Genomic DNA, 20,505 nt, shown 5'->3' on the forward strand with positions numbered 1-20,505 from the left:
CCGATCAGGAACAGCCCGCTTACCAGAGCCGGCGCGGCATCGGAAAGCAGCCACTGCAGCCATATCGAAACGCTTTTGCCGCGCAGCGCAAGGAATGAGGCCAGGTCGGCGTGAAATCCGATCCTGCTACCGACGTCGATCGCCGCATAAAGGAAGAAAGGCGTGGTCAGCGGGTTGGACAGGAAGGTCATCGCCGCGGCGATCGGGATATTGCCGCGCAGGGGTACGCACAGCAGCGCCGCACCGACAATCTGCAACCCCGGGACCATCAGGAATATGCCGATCAGCAGGCCGGCAAACACGCCGCGCGGCACGGAACGGCGGGTGAAGCGCCACAATTCGCTATGCCGGATGCGTTCGCCGAACGGCTTCAGCCATGGACTGGCCAGAACTTCGTCGCGGGTCGGGGTATTTTCGCGCACCATGCGCTTCAGGAACTTAACCACGCTGCCTCAATAGCCTGCCCTGTTCCCGTTTCCAGTCGCGTTCCTTGATCGTCTCGCGCTTGTCATGGACCTTCTTGCCCTTGGCCAGCGCCAGCTCGATCTTCGCCCGCCCCCGCGAATTGAAATAGATGCTCAAGGGCACCAGCGTCAGCCCCTGCCGGGTGATCGCGCCCTGCAGCTTGTCGATTTCCCTGGCGCGCAGCAGCAGCTTGCGCCGCCGCCGCGGCTCATGGTTCATCCAGCTGCCGGCGCCATATTGCGGGATGTGGCTGTTGATGAGGAAGACTTCCTCGCCCTCGACCAGCGCATAGCTCTCCGCGATAGAGCCTTCGCCGGTGCGCAGCGCCTTGACCTCCGTACCCTGCAACTCGATCCCGGCCTCGAACCGTTCCTCGACGAAATAGTCGAAGCGCGCGCGCCGGTTCTCGGCGACGACCTTGGCCTTGTCGAATTCCTTGATTGGGGCTGATTTGGACATTTCGATTCTGCGGGACCGCCTACGCGGGGATTGAACCTTAGGCGAGTCCGGCGTGCGCCAACGCCTCGTCGACGGCCTTCTTCGATGCCGCCGACGGTTCGGTCATTGGGGCTCGCAATTCGGCGGAGAAGCCGTTTTTGACCCGCGACAGCGCATATTTAACCGGGCCCGGCGAGGCGTCGGTGAACAGTGCGACGTGCAGCGGATAGAGCCGGTCCTGCAGCTCCAGCGCCTCGTCCCAGCGCCCCTCCCGCGTCGCGTCCTGGAATTGCGAGCAAAGCCGGGGCGCGACATTGGCGGTGACCGAGATGCACCCCACCCCGCCCATGGCGTTGAAGGCCAGCGCGGTCTCGTCGTTGCCGCTGATCTGAATGAACTGCTTGCCGCAGGCCCGGCGCTGGTCCGAAACCCGGCCGAGATTGCCGGTCGCATCCTTGACCCCGACGACGTTGGGCAGGCGCGACAGGCGGGCCATCGTGTCGACCGAAATGTCGGTGACGGTCCGGCCCGGGACATTGTAGAGGATGACCGGGATGTCGAGGTCGGCGACCGCCGCCAGATGGCCGTAAATGCCGTCCTGGTTGGGCCGGTTGTAATAGGGCGGGACATGCAGCGCGGCGTCGGCGCCGGCCGCCTTGGCCGCCTTGGTCAGCTCGATCGCATGGGCGGTGTTGTTCGAGCCGCAACCGGCGATCACCGGAACGCGGCTACGAGCCACTTCGACGGTGATTTCGATGACCCGGCGATGCTCGTCGTCGGTGAGGGTCGCCCCCTCCCCGGTCGTGCCGCAGGGCACCAGCGCGTTCGATCCCTCGTCAATCTGCCATTCGACCAGCTCTCGGAACGCCGCTTCATTGACTCGCCCTGCCGCAAATGGCGTCACCAGCGCTGGAATCGACCCAAAAAACATGAAACTTTTCCTTCGCATAGGCGGGATCGCGAAAAACGGCCGTGCGTTTGTTCAGCGGCTGATAAGGACTTGGGGGTGATAATGTCCAGCATGAGAAAGTTGGGGATTATCGGGTCACTATTTCTATCGTCGATGGCGGCTGCCTCGATGCAGCAGGCGCCGGTCGATCCGCTCGCGCCCCGGCCGGCCACGATCCAGCCCGCCAGCCTGGCCGCCACTGGCCAGACCGCGGTTTACGACATTAATTACGCACTGGCCGACTGGCGCCGGCTCAAAGCCAGCGACGGCTATACGTTCGCCGATTACGCCCGCTACGTGAACGCCAACCCCGGCTGGCCCAATGAAAGCGGCATAAGGCGGAGCGCGGAAAAGGCGATGCGGCCGGGCGAAAATGCCAATCTGGTGCTGGCCTTCTTCCGCTCGGCCGAGCCGCAGAGCGGCAATGGCTGGGCCAGGCTGGCGGAGGCCAATCTGGCGTCAGGCCGTCCCGCCGAAGCGCTGGCCGCGGCTAGGGGCGCCTGGGTGTCGAGCGACCTTAGCCAATATGACGAGCAATCCTTGTTCGCGAGGTTCGGCAGCCAGCTGAACGCGACGGACCATGACAAGCGGGTCGACGCGCTGCTGTTCGACAAGAAATATAACGATGCCTACCGCATGCTGGCCTGGGCAAGCTCGGCCCGCAAGGCGGCATTCGAGGCGCGCATTGCAATGCAGTCGAGGATGGATGACGCCGAGCAGCGCTACCAGGCGGTGACCGGCCAGGTCACCAGCGACGCGGGGCTGATGATGGACCGCGCCCGTTACCTTCGCGATAATGGCTATGTGCAGGCGTCGCGCGACCTGTTCGCCCGGACCCACAATTTCACCTACCGGCCGGCCAATCCCGAGCGTTTCCTCGACATGATGTCGCTTTTGGTGCGCGAAGCAGCCGGCGACCGGCAGTGGCAGACCGCCTATGACATTGGCCGCCAGGTCGATGACGCCTTCGCGCTGGGCGCCGACATTAGCCTGAAAAGTTATGCCATCCGCGACGACTATACGACGATCACCTGGACCGCCGGGACGGTTACACTGGAGCGGATGAACCGCGGCCGCGACGCCATCCCCCTGTTCGACAAATATGCCGCCGCCGGGCGCTCGCTGCAGGTCAAGACCAAGGGCTGGTACTGGGCTGGCCGGTCAGCATCGCAAGGCGGCGATCCGTTGGGTGCGCGCAATTATTTCGAGCGGGCGTCCGCCACCCCCGAACTATTCTACGGCCAGCTGGCGCTGGAGCGGCTGGGCAGGATCGTGCCGCAGCCGGCGGCCGCGCCGACGATGCCGCTGACCGATGCGCAGCGCCAGGTGTTTGCGCAGAAGCGGCTAGTGCGGGCGGTGAAATTGCTCGGCCAGCAAGGGTTGTGGAGCGAGCAGAGCCTGTTCATTCGCGCCCTGTCCGAGAATTTGAATGGCGATACGGAGCGGCTGCTGGCGGTCGAGCTGGCCACGCAGGTATGGCGGCCGGACCTGGCGGTGTGGACCGCGCGGTCGGCGCGCAATGCCGGCAGCGCCTTCTATTACAAGGCGACTTACCCGACCCACCCGGTCGACGTCCCGTCCGGACGGATGTGGTCGCTGGTGCATGGTATCACCCGGCAAGAATCGAGCTTCGACCGGGCCGCGGTCAGCGGCGCCAATGCCCGAGGAATGATGCAGCTGATGCCCGGAACGGCGCGCGAGCAGGCCGGCAAGCTGGGGGTCGGCTACGATTATGCCCGGCTGACGTCCGACCCGGCCTATAATGTCATGCTGGGCAGCGCCTATTTCCAGCGGCTGGTCAACACCTGGGACGGCAATTACCCGCTGGCGGTGGCGAGCTACAACGCCGGGGCGGGCAATGTCCGCAAGTGGATCAACACCTATGGCGACCCGCGCGGCAACATCGACATCGTCAGCTGGATCGAGAAGATCCCGTTCGAGGAGACCCGCGGCTACGTCCAGCGAGTGCTGGAGAACAGCGTGGTCTACGACCGGCTGAACCCGTCATTGCCCGGGCCGCAGACGGTGCATATCTCGGCCTATCTCGGCAAGTCGCAGCGCCCGGGCTAACGTTCCTCCCCTGCAAATGCTGGGGAGGGGAACCATCCGAAGGATGGTGGAGGGGTAGATGAAACAATTGTCTGTTACCCCTCCACCGCCTCCGGCGGTTCCCCTCCCCATCGCTAGGCGACGGGGAGGAATTTGGTGACCGACCGCCCTCCCAGATTCATCACGCCGCAGGGTTTCGCGCGGCTCCGCGCCGAATATGACGAGCTGTTCGGGGTCGAGCGGCCCAAGATCGTCGAGACGGTGTCCTGGGCGGCGTCGCTCGGCGACCGGTCGGAAAATGCCGACTATCTCTACGGCAAGAAGAGGCTGCGCGAGATCGACCGGCGGCTGAGCTATCTGGCCAAAGTGATGAAGGCGGCCAAGGTGGTCGATCCGTCGCGGCAGGAGCAGCGCGATACGGTCCGATTCGGGGCAATCGTCGAATTGGCTGACGAAGACGACGAGCGGCGGGTGGTGACGCTGGTGGGCGAGGACGAGGCCGATGCTTCGGAAGGACGAATCAGCTGGGCCGCGCCGATCGCCCGGGCGCTGATCGGCGCCAGGGTCGGCGACGAGCGGGTCGTCCGCCTGCCGGCGGGCGAGAAAAGCTATGAGGTGATCCGGATAAATTATCCGGATTAGGCGCTGGTCTGTTCCGAGGCCTTGGGCGAGCGGAACGGGACGATTGTCTCCCCCATGGCCGGCGGCTCGGCCGGCATGGCTCTTTCCATCTGGTCGGCGATCGCGGTCAGCGCGGTGATGCAGCCGGCGGTTTCGTCATTGGCATCGATCGGCGTCCACGGCGCCCAGCGGGTGTTGGTGTGGGCGAAGAAATCCTGCAGCACCTCATCGGCGCGGTCGCGGTTGGCCGGGCCGACGATCGGCTGGAAATCGCGCAGGTGGCGGAGCCAGGGATCTTCCTGGCGCGCGCGGAGACTGGCCGCCTGCTTTTCCGGCGTGACGTGGAAGAACAGTTTGGCGATCATCGTGCCATGGTCGCGCTGCTGCGCCTCAAACTCGTTGATCTCGTCAAGCGCCCGGGCCCAGCGCTTGTCGTCCATATTGCCGAGCATGCGCTGCTCGAGCACCAGCCGGTACCAGCTGCGATAGAAGATGGTGGTATTGCCGGCCGCGGGAAGGCGGCTCCAGAACGGCGCCAGCCAGTGACGGTCGTCGTCCATGTCGTCGCTGCCCGCGACCTTGACGACGCGCACCTGCGTCGGATCAAGCGAACCGACCAGCTTCTTGAGCACCGACCGCTTGCCCGCGCCCATCCAGCCTTCGAACAGGATGATTGCCCGTTTGCGGTGGACGATCTGCGACAGCTGCAGGCGCGCCAAGCGGCGCTCAAGCGCCTCGAGCGCTTCAGCGACGTTCCCGGAGAACGGAACCCCCCGTTCAAATTCCGTTAAATCGATCGGCACCAACGAGGCCTAACTCAAAGGGGTATCCGCCGCAATCGGCTTCACTCGATTGTCCGACAATGGGAAGGTCTCGCGCCGCGAGCCGTTCGCTAGGCCTTAGGCGCCCCGTCCGCGACGATGCGGATCGACAGCTCTTTGAGCTGCTTGTCCATCACCGGTGCCGGGGCATTCATCATCAGATCCTCGGCCTTCTGGTTCATCGGGAAGACGATCACCTCGCGGATGTTGGGCTCGTCGGCGAGCAGCATGACGATGCGGTCGATGCCCGGCGCCGAGCCGCCGTGCGGCGGAGCGCCGAACTTGAAGGCGCCGATCATGCCCGGGAAGCCGGTGTCGACTTCCTCGCGGCTGTAGCCGGCGATTTCGAACGCCTTGTACATGATGTCGGGGCGATGGTTGCGGATCGCGCCAGACGATAGCTCCACGCCGTTGCAGACGATGTCATATTGCCAGGCGAGGATGTCGAGCGGCTCCTTCGTCTCCAGCGCTTCCATCCCGCCCTGCGGCATCGAGAAGGGATTGTGGCTGAAGTCGATCTTCTGCTGCTCTTCGTTAAATTCGAACATCGGGAAATCGACGATCCAGCAGAAGCGGAAAGCGCCCTGCTCGATCAAGCCTAGCTGCTCGGCGACGCGGGTGCGGGCGAAGCCGGCGAGCTTGGCCGCGTCATCCTCCTTGCCGGCGGCGAAGAAGATGCCGTCGTCCGGGCCAAGACCCATCGCTTCGGCGATCTTGTCCATGCCCTCGGTGCCATGGTTCTTGGCGATCGGGCCGCCCCATTCGCCGCCCTTGCGAGTGGCATAGCCGAGGCCGGCAAAGCCTTCGCCGCGGGCCCATTCGTTCATGTCGTCGAAGAATTTGCGGCTCTTTTCCGCCGTTCCCGGGGCCGGGACCGCGCGGACCGACATGCCCTTTTCGACCAGACCGGCGAACAGGCCGAAGCCCGAGCCGCGGAAATGCTCGCCGACGTCGCTGATCAGCAACGGATTGCGGAGGTCGGGTTTGTCGCTGCCGTATTTGAGCAGCGCTTCCTTGTAGGGAATGCGCGGATATTCGCCGGCCGGAGTGACGTACTTGCGCTCGCCGAACTCGGAGAAGACGCCGGACAGCACCGGCTCGATCGCCGCGAACACATCGTCCTGCGTGACGAAGCTCATTTCGAAGTCGAGCTGGTAGAATTCGCCCGGGCTGCGGTCGGCACGGGCGTCCTCGTCGCGGAAGCAGGGCGCGATCTGGAAATAGCGGTCGAAGCCGGCGACCATCAGCAGCTGCTTGAACATCTGCGGCGCCTGCGGGAGCGCGTAGAATTTGCCGGGGTGGACGCGGGAGGGCACGAGATAATCACGTGCGCCTTCGGGCGAGGACGCGGTCAGGATCGGCGTCTGGAACTCGGTGAACCCCTGGTCGATCATCCGCCGGCGGATCGAGGCGATCACCTTCGAGCGCAGCATGATGTTGGCGTGGAGCCGGTCACGGCGCAGGTCGAGGTAGCGGTATTTGAGGCGGATATCCTCCGGGTATTCCTGCTCGCCGGCTACCGGCATCGGCAGTTCATTGGCCGACGACTGAACCGCCACCTCCCTGGCCACCACCTCGATGTCGCCGGTGGCGAGCTTTGGATTCACCGCCCCGCCTTCGCGGTCAACCACTTCGCCGGTGATCGTCACGACCGACTCGAGCTTCAAATGGTCGAGAATCTTCAGCGGCTCGCTGCCCGCGGCGCAGACGATCTGGGTCAGGCCATAATGATCACGCAAATCGACGAACAGCACCCCGCCATGATCGCGCTTGCGGTGAATCCAGCCGGACAGGCGGACGGTCGAACCGACGTCGCTCTTCCGAAGGTCGGCACAGCTATGGGTACGGTAGGCGTGCATTGAATTGGGCTCGCTGAAAAAAGGGCCGCTGAGGCGGAGAAATCAAGCGCCGCCGCTTCGCGTTCACTCGTCCCTTTGTCAAGGCGCGTGGCAGCCGCTATGGCCCGCGGCAGATGAAGATTCACCCGCTTATTACCACCACCAAAGAGCTTTCCGCCCTCGTCTCCCGAATGTCGACCCATGACTTCGTCACGGTCGACACGGAATTCATGCGCGAAAACACCTATTGGCCGGACCTCTGCCTGATCCAGGTCGCGACCACCGACGAAGCGGCGGCGATCGATCCCAAGGCCGACGGCATCGATTTGACGCCGCTGCTCGACCTGCTGGTCAACAATCATGCCGTGCTGAAGGTATTTCATGCCGGCGGGCAGGATCTGGAAATCATCCATAACCTTACCCGCAAAGTGCCCAATCCGCTGTTCGACACCCAGATTGCGGCGATGGCGCTCGGCTACGGCGAGCAGGTCGGCTACTCCAACCTGGTCGAAAGCGTGCTCGGCCATACGCTGGACAAGGGTGCGCGCTTCACCGACTGGTCGCGCCGTCCGCTCGACAAGCGCCAGATCGACTATGCAATCGCCGACGTCACCCATTTGGCGGAGATTTTCCCGAAGCTGGTCAAGAAGCTGATCAAGACCGGTCGCGGCGCCTGGCTCGATGAGGAAATGGAGCGGCTGGCCGACCCGTCGAGCTTCGCCTTTGAGGCGGAGGAAGCGTGGAAGCGGCTGAAGTTACCAAGCCGGAACCCGGCGGTGCTCGGGCGGCTCAAGGCGCTGGCCGGCTGGCGAGAGACCGAAGCCCGGTCGAAGAACCTGCCGCGCGGGCGAATCGTCAAGGACGACACGCTGAACGAACTGGCCAGCCACCCGCCCAAGACCCAGGACGATCTGGGCAAGGTCCGCGGCCTGTCGTCGGGCTGGCGGGCCAATGACATTGGCGCACGGATGATGTCGGCGCTGGCCACGGCCAAGCCGCTGGAAGGCGACGAACTGCCCCAGCGCGAACCGAGCCGCCCCGGCCTGACCAAGGATGCGGCGCTGGTCAGCGACCTCCTCAAGCTGCTGCTCAAGATTCGCTCCAAGGAGGCCGGGGTCGCGGCCAAGCTGATCGCCCGTTCGGACGAGCTTGAGGCATTGGCCGCCGGAGTTCGCAAGAATCTCCATATTCTCGACGGCTGGCGGTTCGAGGAATTCGGCCGCGACGCGCTCGACCTGGTCGAGGGCCGGCTGGCATTCGCCACCGAGAATGGCAAATTGAAGATGAGCCGCATCCCGGTCGATTCAGGGGAACTTCAAACCGCCTGAATCCTTTGTCGAACCAATTTTGTGGAGGGTCCCATGCGAAATTTGGTTGCGAGCATTGCCCTGCTGCCGCTGGCAGCCTGCCAGATCGCCCAGTCGGACGGGACCGCCCCGGGGCCACTGCCCGGGACCTGCCGCGCCGCGGCGCTCGACCAGTTCATCGGCCAACCGGCGTCAACCGAGCTGGGAGTCAATATGCTGAAGGCATCGGGCGCGAGGGTCATTCGCTGGGTTCCCAAGGGCGGCGCGGTAACGATGGACTTCCGAGGCGACCGGATCACCGTGGCGCTCGATGACGATAATAAGGTCGAGCGCGCCAGCTGCGGCTAGATAAAGCGGACGTCGGCGACGCGGCCCAGTGCCCGAGCCAGCAGATGAAGCCGGCGGTCGACCGAATCCGCGAACAGCTCGTGATGCCTGGTCGGTATCGACAGCACGACCCTGCCCGGCTCAAGCCCGATCCTGGTCTTGCGGAGCAGCGCTTCGGTGCCGCCGCTGAGGCGCTGAGCCAGTCGGATCGCGCGGCCCCAGGCACTGACCCGGGCATCCTCGCCGGGCTGCAGAAGGGTCAATATTTCCGGACTGAACCCGCTGTCCCCGCTAAAAGCGCTGCACAGCGCCCGGCCGAGCACCGCGCGGCCATTGGCGTCGATGCCGACCCAATTGCCGTGGATGGCGAGGTCGACCGCGCGCTCGGCGCGATAATCGGGATGCGCATTCCAGGCGATATCACCCAACAGACAGGCGGCCAGCCGGTATCGCTTGAGTTCCGGGCTGTCGGTCGGGAACAGCGGGTCCATCCACTGGTCGAGCGCCGCTCCATGGTCGCCGAACCGGCCAAGCCGGTCGCCGATCTCCAACGCCGCTGAGAGCAACGGGTCCTCGTCCTTGGTTGCCTCGTCGAGATCGCCGTAGAGCAGGCCTTCGCGGATCCCGAAGGCGGAGACGATCACCTTCCGTGGCGACAGCGTGTCGATCAGTGCTTCGAGAATCGTCACCGCGGCCGGAAGGGTCGGCAAACGAGCCAGTGAGATGCCCGTCAGCAGCTTCAATTCCTCGACGTCGAGCGTCGCGAGGATCGCGCGCAAATCCGGGAGCCGCGCAGGATTGATCTTGTGATGGTGGACGATCGGCAGCGGATGGCCCTGCGTCTTCATGTCGAGCAAGGCGAGCGCGCGGAACGAGCCGCCGACCAGGTAGAGATTGCTGTCCTTGGCGACGCCCTTGAGCTGGCGCCCCTTCATCCCGGCCTTGATCGCTGCGGAAATGTCCTCGCGCCGGGGTTCGGTTCCGACGCGGAGCACGCCGAGCGGCAGCGAAATGCCGGCGCCCGCGGCGCCGCGGGCGACTCCGATCAGCTCCAGGCTGCCGCCGCCCAGATCGGCGACCATACCCTTGGCATCGGGAATGGCGGAGATGACTCCGAGGCCGGAAAGCTCTGCCTCTTCGCTGCCGGACAGCAGGCGCGGCTTGAGGCCCAGTTCGGCAACGCGTTTCAGGAAGGCCTTGCCGTTCCGGGCGTCGCGCACCGCAGCCGTGGCCACGGTGTGCAATTTCTTGAGCCGCATTTCGCGCGCCAGCTGTCGGAAGCGGGCCAATGCCTCGAGCGTCTTGCCGACGCCTTCCTCATCGAGCAGGCCGTTCTTCGCCACGCCTCGACCAAGCGCAGCCATGATCTTCTCGTTGAACAGGGTCGATGGCACACGCGCGGCGCCGCCATAGGCGACGAAGCGGACGCTGTTGGAGCCGATGTCGATGATCCCGACCGGGCCGAAGCGCTTTACCCCCATGACGTTGACGGGAGAGCGGATTAGCCCCGCTGCGTCAACCGCAACTTGGGCACCGCCTTGCCTTCCAGCGACTGGCCGCGGCCGGACAGCGAGGGGTTGGTCATGAAATAACGATGCAGGTTGAAATGGCGTTTGCCCGGCTTGAGGCGGGTGTAGCTGCCGTCGGGATTCAGCACCCAGCTCTGCTCATTGTCGATCAGATTGGCGATCATCACCTGGTCGAGCACCTGCGCGTGAACCGTCGGATTTTCGATCGGCATCATATATTCGACCCGGCGGTCGAAGTTGCGCGGCATCCAGTCGGCCGAGCTGATGTAGACCTTGGCATTGCGATGCGGCAGCCGGGCGCCGTTGGCGAAAACGAAGATGCGGCTGTGTTCGAGGAAGCGGCCGACAATCGATTTCACGTTAATGTTTGTCGACAGGCCGGGGACGCCAGGGCGGAGGCAGCAGACGCCGCGCACGATCAGCTCGATCGACACGCCGGCCTCGCTCGCCTGGTAGAGCTTTTCGATCACGATCTGGTCGACCAGGCTGTTCATCTTGGCCCAGACTGCCGACGGCTTGCCGGCCCTGGCGTTGGCGATTTCGGCGTCGATCAGGTTGAGGATTTTGTCGCGCAGCCCCTGCGGGCTTAGCGTCAGCAATTCGAGGCCCTTTGGCTGGACGTAGCCAGTGGTGAGGTTGAACAGCTTGGCGGCGTCGCGGGCGGCGCGGCGCGAGGCGGTGAAATAGCTGAGGTCGGTGTAAATCTTGGCCGTTGTCGGGTGATAGTTGCCGGTGCCGAAGTGACAGTAGGTGCGCATCACTGAACCCTCGCGGCGAATGACCATCGAGACCTTGGCGTGGGTCTTCCATTCGACGAAGCCGTAGATGACCTGCACGCCGGCGCGTTCGAGACGGCTGGCCCACAGCAGATTCTGTTCTTCGTCGAAGCGGGCCTTCAATTCGACCACCGCGGTGACCGATTTTCCGGCCTCGGCGGCGGCGACCAGTGCATCGATGATCGCCGACTGCTTGCCGGCGCGGTAGAGCGTCTGTTTGATCGCAACCACGTCCGGATCTTCGGCAGCCTGCCTCAAGAAGGCGACAACCACCTCAAACGCTTCGTAGGGATGGTGAACAATGAAATCCTTGGCGCGAATGGCGGCGAAGCAATCGCCGTCATGCTCGACGATTCGCTCTGGGAACCGCGGCGAGTAGGGCGTGAATTTGAGGTCGGGACGGTCGGCATCGACCAGCTGCCCCAAGTCGGCGATACCGATGAAGCCGGCGCTTTCGGCGACCAGCGCGGTGTCGGCTGCCAGCCCTTCGCGGACCATGGTTTCAAGGTTTGGCGGCGTATCGGCGGCGAATTCCAGGCGGATGACGCGGCCGCGGCGGCGGCGCTTGATGGCGCTGCGGAAGTAGCGGACCAAGTCTTCGGCCTCTTCCTGCACCTCGATGTCGCTGTCGCGGATCAGGCGGAAGGCGCCGGCGTCGACCTTGTCGAAACCGGGGAACAGCTGGTCGAAATGGGCGCGGACGACAGTTTCAATGGCGATGAACCGCAGCTTGGCACCGGGCAGCCTGATGAACCGCGGCAGCGTCGGCGGGATCATCAGCAATTCGACCACCGGCTCCTGCTTCTTGCCCTGGCGGAGGTCGAAGATCAGGCTGAACCCGCCGTTGGGAATGAACGGGAACGGGTGCGACGGGTCGATCGCCTGCGGCGTCAGCACCGGCATGATCTGCTCGCGGAAATGGTCCGCCAACCATCGCCGCTCGTCGTCGGCCAAACTGTCCTGATCGACGACCGTCAGCGCCGCATCGCACAGCGCCTCGCGCAGCAGGATCCACTCCTGTTGCTGGGCGATGACTAGCGAGTCGGCCTCCGCCGCGATCGCTTCCAGCTGCTGCGTCGCGGTCATGCCGTCGGCGCTCAGATCGTCGATTCCCTGCAATTGGTGGCCCTTGAGGCCAGCGACCCGGACCATGAAGAATTCGTCGAGGTTGTGCCCCGAGATCGACAGGAAGCGCAGCCGCTCGAGCAAAGGATGGGCCGTATTGGTCGCTTCCTCCAGCACGCGGCGGTTGAAGCCGAGCCAGCTCAATTCGCGATTGAACAGGCGGGCGGGTTTCTTGGTGATGTCGGATGCGACGTTCATGCCGCCCCCCTGGCATCGATGATGCCGCCTTCGCCGAGCGCCCGGCGGATGGTCGGCAGGGTCAGGCGGGCTCGCTCGGCGATGGCAAAGCGGTCGATCGCCTCGACCACCCGCTCGGCCATGAAATAGCTGCGCTCGACCCGCTCGCTAATGAACCTCAGCGCATCGTCGGGGACATGCAGGCCGCGATCGGCGAACAGCAGGCGGATGATCGAGCGGAAAAGGCCGTCATCCGGCTGTTCGATACGGGCCACCGGGGTGATCGCCAGTCTGGTCCTCAAATCGGGCAATGTTACCTCCCAAACCGGTGGTACATCGTCCACAATCATGACAATTGGGCGACCATCGTCCTGGGCGGCATTCCAGGCATGGAATATTTCTTCCTCGTCCCGGTCCTCGGCATCGTCGAACAGGCGGCCGCCGACCCGGGCGACGAACGCGCGGGCGAGCAGAGAGCGGCCCGAACGGCGCGGCCCGGTTAGCATCGTTGCCTTGACCGGCCACAGGCTCCAGGCCCGGAAATGCTCGAACGCCGTGGCGTTGGCCTCGGACAGGATGAAGCGGCTGGCGTCCTTGGCTTGCGGCCAGTCGAGCGGCAGCGCGATCTGGTCCGCCGGCTGCTTCATTGGGAGGGGCTCACTCCCGGCGCGGCCCCCCTGGTCACATAAAGCACGCCGCCGCGATTGGTCACGGCCCAGCCGCGCGACGACAGGACTGAACCGAGCGTCGCCGCGTCGCCGCGGTAATTGACAGCGAGGTTGGCATTGCCGTTGGGCAGTGGCGCCTGGGTAACCCAGATGACGCCGGCCAGGCCGCGAATCTGCGCGATCGACTGAGCCACGGCGGCGGCTTCGCCGCGTTCGATCACCAACACCTGGACCACCGTCGGGGCGACCTCGGCCGCGATCGGCGCCTCGTCCTCTTCCTTGGCCGGAGCCTCAGCCCGAATAATCAGGTCCGGGTCGCCGCGAACGATTCCGGCGGCCAGCGCCTGAGTGAACAGATTGTCCATGCGCTGGACGCCCTCGTTCATCATCCGCGGCAAATCGTCGCTGTTGCGGGCGGTGAGCTCGAAGCTGCCCAAGGTCCGTCCGTCGGGACCGAAGCGGCCGATAAACAGCGCCTTGCTCGGCCCGCCGGGATAGAGCCGGTCGAGCCGCACTTCGGCGACCAGGATGTTGGCCGCGCCGTAAAGGTCGAGGATGTTGCGCCACCAGCCGCGGCCGGGACGGCGGGTCTGGGCGGCATTAACCAGCAGCGGATCGACCCCGAGGCCGCTGACCCGGACATAATCGATCGCGCTTTGCGACGTGCGGAACTGGGCCCAGGCGCGCTGCCACGGATTGCGGAGCTCGACGCTGGTCGCCGTCCCGCCCGAGATCAGCACCGGGATCAGTAGCATCGGCGCCGAGCGGCGGATCTCTCCGGCCAGCCCGAGAATCTCGCCGGCGCGAGTGCGATCGAACAGCAGGCCGAGGGAGGCGATGTACCGATTGGGGCCGATCTGCTCATTTTCTACGACGATCGAGCTGACCAAATTGTCGAGTGCCGAGTCCGGGAGATTCGGGGCTTCATTGACCGGCCGCTTGTTCATCTTGGCCCATAGCGCCTTGAAGCCCTCGCGCTGGGCGATGCGCCAGCCGGCGTAGCGGGCCGAATCCGCGTCCTTGCCGCCGACATCGACCTTGATCCCGGTGATTTCGAGCGTGCCGGTGCTGTCGATCGGCAGGATTCCGCGCTCACCGCTTTCCATCTGCGCGATCACCGCCCCGCCCAGTCCAGCGAGGGCAAGCAGAGCGGCAGCGATTAGGACGAAAGGCCGGCGAAGAAGCATCTCCCGCGCTTTTGGCGACAATGGCGTGGAATTCCAAGCTCGATATGGCTAGTCGCTCCGCCATGACGTCGAACTCCAAGCCGCTCACCTATGCCGATGCCGGCGTGTCGATCGCTGCCGGCAATGCACTGGTGAAGGCGATCGCGCCGCTGGCCAAGGCCACTGCCCGCCCCGGCGCTAACGCCGAATTGGGCGGGTTCGGTGGCTTTTTCGACCTCAAAGCCGCGGGATATGAGGATCCTCTGCTGGTCGCCGCCAATGACGGAGTCGGCACCAAGCTCAAGCTGGCAATCGACATGGGCAAGCATGACGGGATCGGCATCGACCTGGTGGCGATGTGCGCCAATGATCTGATCGTCCAGGGCGCCGAACCTTTGTTCTTCCTCGACTATTACGCCACGGGAAAGCTCGACAATGAGGTTGCAGCGGCGGTGGTCGCGTCGATTGCAGAAGGATGCCGCCAGGCCGGCTGCGCGCTGATCGGCGGCGAGACCGCGGAAATGCCGGGAATGTATTCGGAAGGCGACTATGACCTCGCCGGTTTCTGCGTCGGCGCCGTTGATCGCGCCAAGGCGCTGACCGGCACGCGGGTCGCGCCCGGCGACGTGATCCTCGGCCTCGCCAGTTCAGGCGTGCATTCCAACGGTTTTTCGCTGGTTCGGCGATTGATCGAGGTCAATGGCTGGAAGCTCGACCGCCCTGCGCTGTTCGACCAGGATCGGCTGCTCGGCGATGCATTGCTCGAACCGACGTGCATCTATGTGAAAAGCCTGCTGCCGCTGGTCCGTGAAGGGAAGATCGGTGCGCTGGCGCATATTACCGGCGGCGGATTGCTGGAGAATATCCCGCGGGTGTTGCCCGAGGGTACCCATGCCCTGGTCGAGGCCGACAGCTGGCCCCTGCCCCGCCTGTTCGCCTTCCTCCAGGCCGGCGGCGCGATCGAACCGGGCGAGCTGGCGCGGACCTTCAACTGCGGCATCGGCATGGTGGCGATTGTCGCACCGGATGACGTCGCCGAAGTAACCGGGCGCCTCGAAGCGGCGGGCGAGACGGTCCATCGCATCGGCCGGATCGAAGCGGGCGAGACGGGCTGTACGGTCCGGGGCAGCGCCGGGATCTGGAGCGCGACGGAAGACTGGTCGACCAGCCACCATGGCTGATCGGTCGCGGGTCGCGGTGCTGATTTCGGGCCGCGGCTCGAACATGGCCGCGCTGATCTACGCCTCGCGAGCCGAGGATTGTCCTTACGAAGTGGTGCTGGTCACTGGCGACAAGCCAGATGCGCATGGCCTGGAGATTGCCAAAGCCGAAGGAATTCAGGTCGAGCCGCTCGACGCCAGGGCGCTTGGCGCTGCCTATTGGGACAGGTTGCAGCAGCGTCTCGATGAGACGGGTATCGACCTGATCGCGCTGGCCGGATTCATGCGCATTATCCCGGCCGACTTCGTTGCGCGCTGGGCTGGCCGGATCGTCAACATCCACCCCTCGCTGCTGCCCAAATATAAAGGCCTGCACACGCAGCAGCAGGCGCTGGACAATGGTGACACGGTCAGCGGAGCGACCGTTCATTTGGTGACGCCCGGACTCGACAGCGGCGAGATACTGGGTCAGGTCGAAGTAGCAATCCTGCCCAGCGACACGGCCGAAACGCTGGAAGAACGGGTGCTGATCGCCGAGCATCAGCTCTACCCCGATACGGTCATCCGATTCCTAAACCGGACGCGCGATTTTGACTGGATCACCGGCAAGGTCAGCGAACTGGCACTCAAACTGCCCGAAACCAGTTTTCAGACAAGCCATGGCTCGCCCGGCTGGAAGGTCGGCAGCAAGAGCGGCAGCAAATTCTTCGCGATTATGTGGAACCGCCACCATGGCGAGGAAAATATCGGCGTGCTGCTCAAGTGCAGCGGCCAGGACGAGATGGCCCAGCTGATCGAGGCCGAGCCCGAGCAGTACTTCCGCCCGGCCTATTATGGCCCGTCCGACTGGATCGGGATCAAACTCGACCGGCCGCGGGTTGACTGGGACCATGTCGCGGGCTGGCTACAGCGCAGCTGGCAGGCGATGGCCCCGCCCCGTTTGACGAAATTGATGCGGGCCGCTGACGAATTTTAGGCTAGGTTCGGCCACAAAACGAGGGAGCCAAGCGATGATCGCCCTGCTGATGCTGGCCGAAGCGGCCGCCTTACCGATGCCGGCATTTTTGTCAGGCTGCTGGGAACAGCGAACGGATGCCGGACAATGGACCGAGGAGTGCTGGACCGATACGCGCGGCGGGCTGATGATCGGCTCCGGCCGCACAGGAAACGGCGACAGGCTCGAACATTGGGAATGGATGCGGATCGAGCGCGGCGCGGACGGCGCGGTGACCTTCTACGGGTCGCCCAAGGGCGCGCCCGCGGTCGGGTTCAAGGCGAGCGAGGCCGACACCAGGTCGATCACCTTCGTCAACGCGTCTCACGATTATCCGCAGCGCGTGCGTTACGTCTTGACCAAAGACGGGCTCGACGCGGAAGTCTCGCTTGCCGACGGCAGCAAGCCGGAGCGGTGGAGCTACAAGAACACGTTCGCTGCCGCGAAATAGGATTGCCGGCTATCGAGCTTCAGTCTCGGCCAGGAATGCCATGATGGCGCTCATCGTTGCTTCCGGTTGTTCCTCCATCAACCAATGGCCGGAATCGCGGATGCTGAGCCCCCGGACATTGGTGGCCGCAAATTCGATCTCGTTGGCAAAGCCCTGCCCGAAGCTCTTCTCCCCGCCGATGGCGAGGACGGGCACGGTCAGCTTGCCCGCGGCAAGGAATTTCTGGTTGTCCATGGCGTCCTGACGGAAGGCTTTGAACTGCTCGAAAGCGTCATGCATGGCGTGTGGTCGGGCATAGAGAGCGGTGTAGTGCTGCCGAGTCTCCTCATCGATGTGCTTCGGGTCGGCCGATAGCTCGTTGTAGAAGCGATCGAGGTAAATGCGCTCGCGGCCGGCAACGAGCCGCTCTTCGTCCGGACCATAGAAGTCGAAATGCCAGGTCCTCTGGTCCTTGATGACGTCATCCCAATGTCCAAGCCCGGGTAGCGGCGCGTCCATCACCACCCAGCGCGTCACTCGCGCCCGGTTTTGTGCCGCAAACGCATAGCCGACCATGTTGCCGATATCGTGCGTTACCAGGGCCACGGGCCCGTCGATGCCAAGCTTGTGCAGCACCGCGGCAATGTCTTGCGCTTCGCTTTTCTTGTCATAGCCGGTCGCCGGATGGGAGGAGAGGCCCATGCCGCGAAGGTCCGGCACGACAACCGTGTGATCCTTGGCAAGCCGCGACGCCAGCGGCGCCCACATGTCCCCGGTGTCCCCGAAACCATGGAGCAATAAGACTGCCGGCCCGTGCCCGCCGATACGCGTATGGATCGTCGCGCCGCTGACCGGGATCTCGCGGACCTTGAAGGTCGCCGGGAAAGGCTCGACTTTCGCAAAGGCAGGTGCCGTCAAAAGCAGCCCGGCCGCGAATAGCGAAAGCCAACGGATCGAGCGGTTCATGACTTGCCCCCTATCGGGTCAGCGGAATGCCGAACGCGACGTCCGTAGCCGTTGAGACGCACCAGGCGCAAAGCAAAAGGCCGCCGGGTCGCCCCGACGGCCTTGGATCGTTCGATTCAGCCTGATTTAGCCGACGATTTCGCCGGGCTGGAAGAAGTAGGCGATCTCGATCGCCGCATTGTCGTCGCTGTCCGAACCGTGGACCGAATTGGCCTCGATCGATTCGGCGTAGAGCTTGCGGATGGTGCCTTCGGCGGCGTCGGCCGGGTTGGTCGCGCCCATCACGTCGCGGTTACGCTTGACGGCATCCTCGCCCTCGAGGACCTGAACCACCACCGGACCCGAGGTCATGAAGCTGCAGAGGTCGTTGTAGAAGGGACGCTCCTTGTGGACCGCGTAAAAACCCTCGGCCTGGTCGCGGGTCATGCGGATCCGCTTCGAGGCGACGACGCGCAGGCCGGCTTCTTCCAGCAGCTTGGTGACCGCGCCGGTCAGGTTGCGACGGGTGGCGTCGGGCTTGATGATCGAAAAAGTGCGGGTAACCGCCATTGGAAAGCTCCAGGATTGTCAGGGGTTTTAGGTTGGCCGCGCCCCTAGCCGCACTGCAGCATTAGGGCAAGGCTCAGGCCTTCTTGACCCACTTGCCGTCTTCGAGGGACCAATAATTGCGCTCGACACCCTCGCGCCCGGCGAGCAGCTTCCACGCCAGCCGGGCCCCTTCGAGCGTCGCATCGTCGAACAGGTAGAAGGCCCGGTCATAGCCCAGCGCCGCCTCGCGCCACTCGCCATCAGCAATCAGCAGGTTGCGGGCGAGGTTGGGTGCGTCGGTGCCGGTCGAGAGCAGGATCGGCTGGGAGGTGTCATCCGGACCGCCGGCCAGGCCATGGGGCAGGAAGCTGGCTGCGCCCTGGTCCCACAATTGCCGATCGAGGCGGGCCAGCAGCCCTTCGTCCGCCGCAACCACCAGCAGGCGCTGCTGTTCCCCGATCAGCTTGCCGGCAATGGCCGCGATCACTTGGTCCGGCTGAGCCGCGCCGAGTTGGTAAAAGTCGACTCTCATCTGGCTGCCTGCGTGCTTCGATACGGCATTTCGACTTTGCTCAATGCCTACTCAGCATGAGCGGTCAAATGGAAATCCGCTCATCCTGAGTAGCGGCGGAGCCATGCGAGGCCGCGTATCGAAGGATCAGCCCTCGACCGTGTCGGCGATATACTGGTCGAGGAGCCTGACACCGTAGCCGGTCGCGCCCTTGGCGTAGGTTGGCTTGTCTTTGTCCGACCAGGCCATGCCGGCGATGTCGAGGTGCGCCCAGGCGATGCCGTCGTCGATAAATCGCTTGATGAACTGGGCGGCGGTGATCGATCCGGCCTCGCGCGGGCCGACATTCTTCATGTCGGCGATCTGGCTGTCGATCAGCCGGTCATAGGCCTCCGCCATTGGCTGACGCCACAGCTTGTCGCCGCTGGCGTCGGCCGCCTTGATCAGTGCCGTGGCGAGGATCTCGTCGTTGGCGAAGATGCCGGCATATTCATGGCCGAGGCTGATCACCATCGCCCCGGTCAGCGTGGCGAGATCGACGATCGCCTTCGGCTTCAGATTCTTCTGCGTCCAGGTGATCGCATCACCCAGCACAAGCCGGCCCTCGGCGTCGGTGTTGATCACTTCGACCGTCTGGCCCGACATGGTGGTGACCACGTCGCCCGGCCGCTGCGCGTTGCCGTCGGGCATATTCTCGACCAGGCCGCAAACGGCGACGACATTGGCCTTGGCCTTGCGACCGGCCAGCGCCTTCATCGCGCCGACCACGGCGCCGGCGCCGCCCATGTCCCACTTCATCGCTTCCATGTTGGCGGCGGGCTTGATCGAGATACCGCCGGTGTCGAAAGTTACGCCCTTGCCGACGAAGGCAACGGGCGCGTCGCCGGCCTTGCCGCCATTCCATTTGAGGACCAGCAGCTTCGGCTCGCGGACCGAGCCCTGCGCGACGCCGAGCAGGGCACCCATGCCGAGCTTGGCCATCTGGTCGCGGCCCAGCACCTGCACCTCGAGCCCCAAGCCTTCGATGCTCTTCTGGACCCGCTCGACGAAGGTTTCCGGGTAGATGATGTTGGGCGGCTCGGTGACCAGCTCGCGGGTCAGCGACACGCCCTCGACCACGGCCGCATAGCGGCTGTTGTAGCGGCCTTCCGAGCCCGGAGCGCCGCCAACGACGATGATGCTGGTGAGCGTCGGCTTCTGCTTGTCCTTGAGCTTGGTCCGATAACGGTCGTGGCGCCAGCTGCGGAGTGCGGCGCCGAGCGCGACCCTGGCCGCCGCATCGGCATCGTAGTTCAAGCCGCTGAGGTCGATCACGGCTTCGGTATCGCCAGAGGTCAGGAGCCGAGCGACTGCTGCTCCGCCCAGCTTTTCGGGTGCGTCGCCCTTGGTCGCTTCGTCGCCGGTGCCGATTACGAGCAACCGGCCGCCTTTATCGCCCTCGACAAAATGTTCGACCAGGCTGCCGGATTCGCCGTCGAACCGGTTGCGCTTCAACGCTCCCTCAACGGCGCTCTTGGCGCCGCCGATGCTATCGAGACCAGGGCGGGTCGACCCCGCGGAAGGAAACACCAGGGCAAAATCGCCGCTCGGGCGGGTATCGGAAAAGCGGATTTCCATGAAATTCCTCAGAGTCAGCCGTTCAAAGTTGGCCGCTCCTTAA

General features: G+C 64.5%; 20 protein-coding genes. 7 read left to right on the forward strand and 13 right to left on the reverse strand.

Annotated features, from left to right (window positions below; all coding sequences use genetic code 11):
* The 3 genes from Q0C64_RS04430 to dapA all read right to left on the reverse strand — a co-directional run.
* The coding region (locus tag Q0C64_RS04430; RefSeq protein ID WP_294121093.1) for a DUF2062 domain-containing protein at positions 1 to 446 on the reverse strand (446 nt) is incomplete at its 3' end.
* On the reverse strand, positions 439 to 924 hold the full coding sequence (gene smpB, locus Q0C64_RS04435; protein WP_294121094.1) for an SsrA-binding protein SmpB: 486 nt from the start codon (positions 922 to 924) through the stop codon (positions 439 to 441). The genes Q0C64_RS04430 and smpB, both read right to left, overlap by 8 nt.
* 37 nt (positions 925 to 961) lie before the next feature.
* Entirely contained in the window at positions 962 to 1,834 is an 873-nt protein-coding gene (gene dapA, locus Q0C64_RS04440; protein ID WP_294121096.1) for a 4-hydroxy-tetrahydrodipicolinate synthase, read from the reverse strand.
* An 81-nt stretch (positions 1,835 to 1,915) separates the two neighbouring features.
* On the opposite strand from dapA, the gene Q0C64_RS04445 reads away from it, so the two are divergent.
* Positions 1,916 to 3,922 (forward strand): lytic transglycosylase domain-containing protein, encoded by a 2,007-nt coding sequence (locus Q0C64_RS04445; RefSeq protein ID WP_294121098.1) that lies wholly within the window; start codon positions 1,916 to 1,918, stop codon positions 3,920 to 3,922.
* A gap of 135 nt (positions 3,923 to 4,057) precedes the next feature.
* Positions 4,058 to 4,543 carry a transcription elongation factor GreB gene (gene greB, locus Q0C64_RS04450; protein ID WP_294121100.1) on the forward strand — a complete coding sequence of 162 codons (486 nt, stop codon included), beginning with the start codon at positions 4,058 to 4,060 and terminating at the stop codon, positions 4,541 to 4,543.
* Here the strand turns inward: greB and Q0C64_RS04455 are convergent.
* Both Q0C64_RS04455 and aspS read right to left on the reverse strand, forming a co-directional pair.
* Positions 4,540 to 5,325 (reverse strand): polyphosphate kinase, encoded by a 786-nt coding sequence (locus Q0C64_RS04455; protein WP_294121101.1) that lies wholly within the window; start codon positions 5,323 to 5,325, stop codon positions 4,540 to 4,542. The two genes, greB and Q0C64_RS04455, sit on opposite strands and share 4 nt — an antisense overlap.
* A gap of 89 nt (positions 5,326 to 5,414) precedes the next feature.
* Entirely contained in the window at positions 5,415 to 7,202 is a 1,788-nt protein-coding gene (gene aspS, locus Q0C64_RS04460; RefSeq protein ID WP_294121102.1) for an aspartate--tRNA ligase, read from the reverse strand.
* A gap of 113 nt (positions 7,203 to 7,315) precedes the next feature.
* On the opposite strand from aspS, the gene rnd reads away from it, so the two are divergent.
* Positions 7,316 to 8,509: a ribonuclease D gene (gene rnd, locus Q0C64_RS04465; protein ID WP_294121103.1), complete on the forward strand. Its 1,194-nt coding sequence runs from the start codon at positions 7,316 to 7,318 to the stop codon at positions 8,507 to 8,509.
* A gap of 33 nt (positions 8,510 to 8,542) precedes the next feature.
* Entirely contained in the window at positions 8,543 to 8,836 is a 294-nt protein-coding gene (locus tag Q0C64_RS04470; protein ID WP_294121104.1) for an I78 family peptidase inhibitor, read from the forward strand.
* On the opposite strand, the gene Q0C64_RS04475 is transcribed toward Q0C64_RS04470, so the two are convergent.
* The 4 genes from Q0C64_RS04475 to Q0C64_RS04490 are packed head-to-tail and all read right to left on the reverse strand — an operon-like array spanning position 8,833 to position 14,277.
* Complete coding sequence (locus Q0C64_RS04475) at positions 8,833 to 10,296, reverse strand: Ppx/GppA family phosphatase (RefSeq protein WP_294121105.1); 1,464 nt, start codon at positions 10,294 to 10,296, stop codon at positions 8,833 to 8,835. The genes Q0C64_RS04470 and Q0C64_RS04475 overlap by 4 nt on opposite strands.
* 20 nt (positions 10,297 to 10,316) lie before the next feature.
* The gene (locus Q0C64_RS04480) at positions 10,317 to 12,443 is read right to left on the reverse strand and encodes an RNA degradosome polyphosphate kinase (RefSeq protein WP_294121107.1); all 2,127 of its coding nucleotides are present in this window, start codon (positions 12,441 to 12,443) and stop codon (positions 10,317 to 10,319) included.
* Entirely contained in the window at positions 12,440 to 13,069 is a 630-nt protein-coding gene (locus Q0C64_RS04485) for a DnaA/Hda family protein (protein ID WP_294121108.1), read from the reverse strand. Before Q0C64_RS04485 ends, Q0C64_RS04480 begins: the two co-directional genes overlap by 4 nt.
* Positions 13,066 to 14,277 (reverse strand): heavy-metal-associated domain-containing protein, encoded by a 1,212-nt coding sequence (locus Q0C64_RS04490; protein ID WP_294121111.1) that lies wholly within the window; start codon positions 14,275 to 14,277, stop codon positions 13,066 to 13,068. The genes Q0C64_RS04485 and Q0C64_RS04490 overlap by 4 nt, the downstream gene beginning before the upstream one ends.
* A gap of 62 nt (positions 14,278 to 14,339) precedes the next feature.
* Here Q0C64_RS04490 and purM point away from each other — a divergent pair, with 62 nt between their 5' ends.
* From purM to Q0C64_RS04505, 3 genes are read left to right on the forward strand one after another with little or no spacing between them, the layout of a single operon-like run.
* Positions 14,340 to 15,437: a phosphoribosylformylglycinamidine cyclo-ligase gene (gene purM, locus Q0C64_RS04495; RefSeq protein ID WP_294121140.1), complete on the forward strand. Its 1,098-nt coding sequence runs from the start codon at positions 14,340 to 14,342 to the stop codon at positions 15,435 to 15,437.
* Positions 15,430 to 16,392 (forward strand): phosphoribosylglycinamide formyltransferase, encoded by a 963-nt coding sequence (gene purN, locus Q0C64_RS04500; RefSeq protein WP_294121113.1) that lies wholly within the window; start codon positions 15,430 to 15,432, stop codon positions 16,390 to 16,392. Before purM ends, purN begins: the two co-directional genes overlap by 8 nt.
* A 34-nt stretch (positions 16,393 to 16,426) precedes the next feature.
* Positions 16,427 to 16,861 (forward strand): DUF6265 family protein, encoded by a 435-nt coding sequence (locus tag Q0C64_RS04505; RefSeq protein ID WP_294121115.1) that lies wholly within the window; start codon positions 16,427 to 16,429, stop codon positions 16,859 to 16,861.
* Positions 16,862 to 16,870: 9 nt separating this feature from the next.
* Here the strand turns inward: Q0C64_RS04505 and Q0C64_RS04510 are convergent, their stop codons facing one another.
* The 4 genes from Q0C64_RS04510 to Q0C64_RS04525 form a co-directional block, all read right to left on the reverse strand.
* Positions 16,871 to 17,806, reverse strand: coding sequence for an alpha/beta hydrolase (locus Q0C64_RS04510; protein WP_294121116.1), 936 nt, complete (start codon positions 17,804 to 17,806; stop codon positions 16,871 to 16,873).
* A gap of 126 nt (positions 17,807 to 17,932) precedes the next feature.
* On the reverse strand, positions 17,933 to 18,355 hold the full coding sequence (gene ndk / locus Q0C64_RS04515; protein WP_294121117.1) for a nucleoside-diphosphate kinase: 423 nt from the start codon (positions 18,353 to 18,355) through the stop codon (positions 17,933 to 17,935).
* Between the two features lie 73 nt (positions 18,356 to 18,428).
* Positions 18,429 to 18,866 (reverse strand): DNA polymerase III subunit chi, encoded by a 438-nt coding sequence (locus Q0C64_RS04520; RefSeq protein ID WP_294121119.1) that lies wholly within the window; start codon positions 18,864 to 18,866, stop codon positions 18,429 to 18,431.
* 126 nt (positions 18,867 to 18,992) lie between these two features.
* Positions 18,993 to 20,462 carry a leucyl aminopeptidase gene (locus Q0C64_RS04525; RefSeq protein ID WP_294121121.1) on the reverse strand — a complete coding sequence of 490 codons (1,470 nt, stop codon included), beginning with the start codon at positions 20,460 to 20,462 and terminating at the stop codon, positions 18,993 to 18,995.
* Positions 20,463 to 20,505: the final 43 nt, after the last annotated feature.

Origin of the sequence: Sphingomonas sp. (assembly GCF_023266535.1) — a bacterium.
In the GTDB taxonomy this organism is placed as follows: Bacteria; Pseudomonadota; Alphaproteobacteria; order Sphingomonadales; family Sphingomonadaceae; genus Sphingomicrobium.